The organism is Pseudomonas sp. BF-B-26 (assembly GCF_019956495.1).
In the GTDB taxonomy this organism is placed as follows: Bacteria; Pseudomonadota; Gammaproteobacteria; order Pseudomonadales; family Pseudomonadaceae; genus Aquipseudomonas.
Genome location: NZ_JAHBDP010000027.1, coordinates 1 through 5,916 on the forward strand (window position 1 = coordinate 1; position 5,916 = coordinate 5,916).

At 58.7% G+C, this 5,916-nt stretch carries 5 protein-coding genes; 3 read left to right on the top strand and 2 right to left on the bottom strand.

The window, feature by feature from the left end:
- Nucleotides 1-134: 134 nt before the first annotated feature.
- The gene (locus KGB03_RS02265) at nucleotides 135-986 is read right to left on the bottom strand and encodes a glycine betaine ABC transporter substrate-binding protein (RefSeq protein WP_111451923.1); all 852 of its coding nucleotides are present in this window, start codon (nucleotides 984-986) and stop codon (nucleotides 135-137) included.
- A 286-nt stretch (nucleotides 987-1,272) separates the two neighbouring features.
- Between KGB03_RS02265 and KGB03_RS02270 the strand changes: the two genes are divergently transcribed.
- Nucleotides 1,273-2,868 carry a beta (1-6) glucans synthase gene (locus tag KGB03_RS02270; protein WP_223526188.1) on the top strand — a complete coding sequence of 532 codons (1,596 nt, stop codon included), beginning with the start codon at nucleotides 1,273-1,275 and terminating at the stop codon, nucleotides 2,866-2,868.
- Nucleotides 2,869-2,991: 123 nt separating this feature from the next.
- Here KGB03_RS02270 and KGB03_RS02275 read toward each other — a convergent pair whose 3' ends face one another.
- Nucleotides 2,992-3,360, bottom strand: coding sequence for a hypothetical protein (locus tag KGB03_RS02275; RefSeq protein ID WP_033056055.1), 369 nt, complete (start codon nucleotides 3,358-3,360; stop codon nucleotides 2,992-2,994).
- A gap of 224 nt (nucleotides 3,361-3,584) precedes the next feature.
- On the opposite strand from KGB03_RS02275, the gene KGB03_RS02280 reads away from it, so the two are divergent.
- A complete protein-coding gene (locus KGB03_RS02280; RefSeq protein WP_008145579.1) occupies nucleotides 3,585-4,883 on the top strand; it encodes a hypothetical protein in 1,299 nt (432 codons plus the stop codon).
- A complete protein-coding gene (locus KGB03_RS02285) occupies nucleotides 4,876-5,664 on the top strand; it encodes a VacJ family lipoprotein (RefSeq protein WP_223526190.1) in 789 nt (262 codons plus the stop codon). The genes KGB03_RS02280 and KGB03_RS02285 overlap by 8 nt, the downstream gene beginning before the upstream one ends.
- Nucleotides 5,665-5,916 lie beyond the last annotated feature (252 nt).

The window sequence follows — 5,916 nt, forward strand, 5'->3', positions numbered from 1 at the left end:
GCCTCAGTCAACGATAATGTTGAATGTGACACCGCCTTCGCGAGCAAGCCCGCTCCCACATGGAAAAACAAAAGGCCGCTTGGCGGTTATGCCAAGCGGCCTTGAGAAGTGCTGACCAGACGCGTCAGCTCAAATCATTTAGTCCAATCTGCAACGCGTTCCGGGTGTTTGGCGACCCAATCCTTCGCAGCGGCTTCAGGTTTGGCACCATCCTGAATCGCCAACATGACTTCGCCGATTTCGTCTTTCGACGCCCACTGGAAGTTCTTCATGAACTTGGCAACTTCCGGAGCCTTGGTTGCCAGTTCTTTACTGCCGATGTTGTTTACAGTTTCAGCCGCGCCATAAACGCCTTTCGGGTCGTCCAGGAAGCGCAGTTTCCACTTGGCGAACATCCAGTGCGGCACCCAACCGGTGACAGCAATGGATTCGTTTTTCTTCTCGGCACGGGTCAGCTCGGCAATCATGCCGGCGCCGGAACTGGCCTTGAGTTGATAGCCGGTCAGATCGTAGTCCTTGATGGCCTGCTCGGTCTTGAGCATCACACCCGAACCAGCGTCGATGCCGACAATGCGACCTTTGAAGCTGTCGTCGGTTTTCAGATCGGCAATACTTTTAGCTTTGACGTACTCCGGCACGATCAGGCCAATTCTTGCGTCCTTGAAGTTCGGACCGTAATCGACGACTTGATCCTTGTTCTTGGTCCAGTATTCACCATGAGTCACGGGCAGCCACGCAGACATCATGGCATCGAGCTTGCCTGTGGCCACACCCTGCCACATGATCCCGGTGGCGACTGCTTGCAGTTTCACGTCATAACCGAGTTTCTGCCTGATCACTTCAGCGGCCACGTTGGTCGTGGCAACACTGTCCGACCAGCCGTCAACATAACCGATAGTCACTGCCTTGCCTTCAGCGCTGGCCACAGTAGAACTGATCGCCAGCACCAAAGCGGCACCTGCGCCCAAGAGTCGTCGCATCTTCATCGTTACTTCCCCGAAAGTGCTGCGCTCGACGGATGCCGAGTCGCGTCAACGTATTGTTATGGTGCACAGCGCCCCCATCACGCCCACCGCAAACTCATCCGAACATCAGCGGAGTACTGACGTCTCGATAATCAACCTCAAGACAATGGCGACCTTCTCTGCCAGCGACCTCAAGGCATCGAGAAACGACATCAGAACGCCATTAATTTAGACCACCGGAAGTCTGCCCGCCAATCCGCCCAAACTTTGCATGTCAAAAGTATGCAGGCCACCAAGCACGCGGCAAATGAAGGTAACATGCGCGGCTTTGCTCCCAGACGGCCTGACCATGCCCGCGACATCCCGCTTTCCTTTTTTTGCTTATCTATTCGCCTGCCTGCTGGGGCTTTTTGCCCTGGGTGGCTTCTGGTATGGCCTCGGTAAACCGGTGGTGCTGCCGGATGTGGCCAGCGCGACGCACAAGCTGCAATGCGCCTCCTACACCCCGTTCGACAAGGACCAATCGCCGTTCGATCAGCCGTTCAAGCTGCGCCCCGAGCGCATGGACGCCGACCTCGCGCTGCTGGCCAAAAGCTTCGAATGCATCCGCACCTATTCCATGACCGGCCTGGAGGCGCTGCCTGATCTGGCGCGCAAGCATGGTCTGAAGCTGATGATCGGTGCCTGGGTCAACAGCAACCCGGTCGATACCGAGAAAGAGGTCGACCTGCTGATCGCCTCGGCGAATGCCAACGCCGACGTGGTGACCGCGGTTATCGTCGGCAACGAGACCTTGCTGCGCAAGGAAGTCACTGGCGCGCAACTGGCCAAGCTTATTAACAAGGTAAAAAGCCAGGTCAAACAACCTGTCACTTACGCCGACGTCTGGGAGTTCTGGCTCAAGCACCCGGAAATCGCCCCTGCGGTGGATTACCTGACCATCCATTTGTTGCCGTACTGGGAAGATGACCCGTCGAATATCGACGCCGCCCTGCAGCATGTGGCCGAGGTACGTCAGGTGTTCGGCAACAAGTTCGCACCCAAGGACGTGATGATTGGCGAAACCGGCTGGCCCAGCGAAGGCCGTCAGCGTGAAACCGCCCTGCCGAGCCGGGTCAATGAAGCCAAGTTCATTCGCGCTTTTGTCATCATGGCGGAGCAGCAAGGCTGGCATTACAACCTGATCGAAGCCTTCGACCAGCCGTGGAAACGCGCCAGCGAAGGTGCGGTCGGTGGTTACTGGGGGCTGTTCGATGCCGATCGCCAGGACAAGGGCGTGCTCGCCGGTCCGGTGTCGAACGTGCCTTACTGGACGCAATGGCTGACGGTGGGTGGTTTGATTTTCCTTGGCACGTTAATCCTCGGCGGCCGTGTCCGCAGCACTCGCGCAGCGCTGGTTCTACCGCTGCTCGGTGCGCTGGCCGCTTGCTCGATTGGCGCCTGGGGCGACCTGGCCCGTGTCACTACGCGGTTTACCAGTGAGTGGTTGTGGGTCGCTTTGCTGACAGCGCTGAATGTGTTGGTGCTGGCCCATGCGGCACTGACCCTGAGCGCTCGCACCGGCTGGCGCGGACGCGCGTTCAATGCATTGGAACGTCGGGCGGGCTGGTTGCTCGCGGTGGCCGGGTTTGCCGCTGCGGTGACGATGCTGGAGCTGGTGTTCGACCCGCGTTATCGCAGTTTCCCGAGTGTCGCGTTCATCCTGCCGGCGCTGGTTTATCTGTGCCGCCCGGTGAGTGTGCCGCGCCGGGAGATTGCCCTGCTGACCTTCATCATCGGTGCAGGCATTGCGCCGCAGCTTTATCGTGAAGGCTTGCAGAATCAGCAGGCCTGGGGTTGGGCGCTGGCGAGTGTGTTGATGGTTGCAGCGTTGTGGCGCAGTTTGCGGGTTCGTAAAAGCTGATCTTCATTGCGGCTGCCGGCCTCTTCGCGAGCAAGCCCGCTCCCACAGGGATCTTTGTCGTACACAAATTCTGTGTTCGCTGAAGAACCCTGTGGGAGCGGGCTTGCTCGCGAAGACTGACCATCAGACGCTGCGGGAAGCCCGGACCAGACGCAATCCAGCAATCACCACCGCAAAAACAGCCAACGTCGTGTTGTACAACGCCAACGCCGGAAACCCGAACACCAGCGCCAGCACCGCCAACCACCACCCGGCCCGGCCCGGCAGCACAAACCCGATTACGGCTGCCGCCAATGCCGCGAAGCCCAAGACATTGAAGTGAATCATCAAGCCCAGGCTCGAACGAACCTGGCATTCCCAGCGGCTCGCTTCGTCCACGCAGATGCCGACCCATTGAGCATCCTCCATAAAGCCATAACGCGCGCCATAACTGGCGGCCAGCCATAACGGCAGGAGAACGAGCAGCAGAATCACAGGCAGACGGCGGGACATGAAACACTCCAATAAACGAAAACGGCGGCCAGCTTAATCCCCCGCCAGCGCTAAGCAAACGCATGTGACAGATAATTGGCCACCAAATCGCTGCAAAGTGTATCGTCCAGCTACTATTACTCCGAAATTAGCCCTGATTGGTGCCGACCCATGGCACTTTGGCGCAAACCCCGTGGTCATAGCCTGCGAACTTCATTTGGCACCTTTCTCTAAGGGATCTAGTCATGCTCCGTTCCTTGCGCTTCGCCGCCCTGTTTGGCGGCCTTATTTTGAGTGCGTCCGCACTGGCGGCGGACATCGACGCCGCCAGTTATGGCTACCCCTTGACCAACCCGTTCGAGGCGACCATCGCGACGACACCGCCGGACCTGCGTCCGGACTTGCCGCTGGACGATGACATCAATCAGGAAACCCGTAGCGTCAGGTTACGCCCGGAGCGTGAATTCGATTTGCCGGACAACTTCTGGCCAGTGAAGAAACTCACCTACCGCATCGCCACCCAGGATAAAGCCGCTCCGCTGATTTTCCTGATCGCCGGTACCGGCGCGCGCTATGACAGCAGCCTTAACGAATACCTGAAGAAGCTCTACTACAAGGCCGGCTACCACGTGGTGCAACTGTCGTCGCCCACCAGCTTCGACTTCATGAGCGCCGCCTCACGCTTTGCCACACCCGGCATCACCAAGGAAGACGCCGAGGACATGTACCGGGTGATGCAGGCCGTACGGGCACAAAACCCGCATGTGGACGTTACCGATTACTACCTGACCGGCTACAGCCTGGGCGCACTGGATGCGGCGTTCGTCGCGCACCTGGATGAAACCCGCCGCAGCTTCAACTTCAAGAAAGTCTTGCTGCTCAACCCACCGGTCAACCTCTACACCTCGATCACCAACCTCGACAAGCTGGTCCAGACCGAGGTCAAGGGCATCAACAACAGCACAACGTTCTATGAACTGGTGCTGAACAAACTGACTCGCTACTTCCAGCAGAAAGGCTACATCGACCTCAACGATGCCCTGCTCTACGACTTCCAGCAGTCCAAGCAGCACCTGAGCAACGAACAGATGGCCATGCTGATCGGCACTTCGTTCCGCTTCTCGGCAGCCGACATTGCCTTCACCTCGGACCTGATCAACCGCCGCGGCCTGATCACTCCCCCGAAATACCCGATCACCGAAGGCACCACCCTCACGCCGTTCCTCAAACGCGCGCTGCAGTGCGATTTCGACTGTTACATCACCGAACAGGTCATCCCGATGTGGCGCGCCCGCACCGACGGCGGCAGCCTGCTGCAACTGATCGACCAGGTCAGTTTGTACGCGCTCAAGGATTACCTGCACGACAGCCCGAAAATCGCCGTCATGCATAACGCCGACGACGTGATTCTCGGCCCTGGCGACCTTGGGTTCCTGCGCAAGACCTTTGGCGATCGTTTGACCGTTTATCCACTGGGCGGCCATTGCGGCAACCTTAATTACCGCGTCAACAGCGACGCCATGCTGGAGTTCTTCCGTGGCTAAATACCTCCTGCTTATCGCAGCGCTACTCTGCGCAGGCGTCGCCAATGCCGACAACAGCAAAGCCAACGCACCGGTTGTGATTGACAGTGACGGCTTCAAGGAGCCGCTGAGCAAACTCAAATTCAACCCGGGGCTGGATCAGCGCGAGTTCGAACGCTCGACGCTTAGCGCGCTGGCCGTCTACGACCCGCTGGAAGAGTGGAACCGCCGCGTCTACCACTTCAATTACCGTTTCGACCAATGGGTGTTCCTGCCGGTGGTCAATGGCTATCGCTACATCACGCCGAGTTTCCTGCGCACCGGTGTCAGCAACTTCTTCAATAACCTCGGTGATGTGCCGAACCTGTTGAACAGCTTGCTGCAGTTCAAGGGGCAGCGTTCGATGGAAACCACCGCACGCCTGCTCCTCAACACCACCATAGGCATCGCCGGTCTGTGGGACCCGGCCACCGCCATGGGCCTGCCGCGCCAGAGCGAAGACTTCGGCCAGACGCTGGGCTTCTACGGTGTGCCGGGCGGCGCCTACTTCGTGTTGCCGATCCTCGGCCCTTCGAACATCCGCGACACCGGGGGCCTGGCGGTCGATTTCACCGCAGAGTCGGCGATCAACTTCCTGAACGTCTCCGATGTCAGCGAAAACCACCCGGAAATCTGGGTCCTGCGTGGCATCGACAAGCGCCACCAGAACAGCTTCCGCTATGGCCAGCTGAACTCGCCATTCGAGTACGAGAAAGTGCGCTACGTCTACACCGAGTCGCGCAAGTTGCAGATCGCCGAGTAAGTCATCGGCAACAAAAAAGGCCATTCGATGCGAATCGAATGGCCCTTTTCATGTCAGTCACAAATCAAATGTGGGAGCAGGCTTGCTCGCCAAGGCGGAGTGTCATTGAGCATAGCTGTCGACTGACACTCCGCCTTCGCGAGCAAGCCCGCTCCCACATTTCGGACGGTACCCGGCTTCAGCCTTTAATCGCCTTGAAGAGCTTGCTGACAACCATCACACCCGCCAACACCACCGCACCCGCCACAATCC

Coding starts and splice junctions, on each gene's coding strand:
- KGB03_RS02275 (WP_033056055.1), bottom strand. CDS start 3,360: ATGTCCCGCCGTCTGCCTGTGATTCTGCTGCTCGTTCTCCTGCCGTTA.
- KGB03_RS02270 (WP_223526188.1), top strand. CDS start 1,273: ATGAAGGTAACATGCGCGGCTTTGCTCCCAGACGGCCTGACCATGCCC.
- KGB03_RS02265 (WP_111451923.1), bottom strand. CDS start 986: ATGAAGATGCGACGACTCTTGGGCGCAGGTGCCGCTTTGGTGCTGGCG.
- KGB03_RS02280 (WP_008145579.1), top strand. CDS start 3,585: ATGCTCCGTTCCTTGCGCTTCGCCGCCCTGTTTGGCGGCCTTATTTTG.